Source organism: Thioalkalivibrio sp. ALJ24 (assembly GCF_000377785.1).
Lineage (GTDB): Bacteria > Pseudomonadota > Gammaproteobacteria > Ectothiorhodospirales > Ectothiorhodospiraceae > Thioalkalivibrio.
Genome location: NZ_KB898743.1, coordinates 1 through 1,107 on the forward strand (window position 1 = coordinate 1; position 1,107 = coordinate 1,107).

The following is a 1,107-nucleotide window of genomic DNA, read 5'->3' on the forward strand; positions in this document are numbered from 1 at the left end:
CAGGTGCTGGACGAGACGGCGAGCGGCTCCAGCGAGATCGCGAATGCCTCGGAGGAACTGTCGAAACTGGCCTCCGAGCAGCAGCAGCGGGTGGGACGCTTCCGCGTCTGATCGGGAAACCGCGGTTGCCGGGCATGGCGGCACCCGCGGGGGCTTGTCCGGGGCCGGAATACGGACTTTCGTGACGGCGGCAGGTCGGGGTCATGTTTTCGGGATCGCCGCCGTTAGTATTTTCGGAAATGCTGACATGGCAACGGCCGAACCAGACACCCGGAGGGGAAAGGCATGCTCAGGAATATTCGGATCGGGACCCGGTTGATGGGGGGCGTCACCTTCGTCGTGGTGGCGGTGGTGGTCCTCACACTGGTGGTTGTGATTAACAGCCTCGGCAACATGGCCGATCGCGCGGAACAGCGCGAACTGAATGACCTGAGCGAGCTCCTGCTGCGCCAGCTGGACCAGGAGGCGCAGCGCGGCGAATCCATGGCCCGGGCGATCGCCGAGATCCCGGTGATCCGGCAGGCGTTCGCCGACGGTGACCGGGAACGGCTGCTGGAACTGACCGAGCCCGGTATTGACCGGCTGCAGGAGGACCACGGGGTCCGCCAGTACCATTTCCATACCCCGCCGGCGACCTCGTTCCTGCGCACCCACAGCCCGGACAACTACGGTGACGACCTGTCCGATGTCCGCCGCACGATCGTCGAAGTGAACCGGACCCGCGCGCCGATCACCGGTCTGGAAGAGGGACCGTTCGGCATCGGGATCCGCGGCATGGTTCCGGTGGCGCACGAGGGCGAGCATATCGGTTCTCTGGAGTTCGGCATGGCGTTCGACGATGCCTTCTTCGAGGCCTTCACCGCCGAAACGGGCTCCCCGGTCGCGGTGCATCTCGACCGGGATGCCGGATTCGAGGTCTTTGGCAGCACCATCGACGCCGATTCGGCATTCTCCTCCGAGGAGATGCGTCGCGTCATGGAGGGCGAGGAACTGGTGCGGAACGTGCGCTACGACGGCCGCCCGATGGCGGTGGTCGGGCGTGCGGTGGAGGACTTCTCCGGCGAGCCGGTGGGCGTGCTGGAATTGATGGTGGACCGCAGCGATTAC

The 1,107-nt window shown here is 65.9% G+C and carries 1 protein-coding gene; it reads left to right on the forward strand.

What is annotated here, in order from left to right; translation table 11 throughout:
• Window positions 1–285 precede the first annotated feature (285 nt).
• Window positions 286–1,107 (forward strand): cache domain-containing protein (locus D571_RS0113475; protein WP_038047310.1); only part of this gene is annotated, 822 nt, incomplete at its 3' end.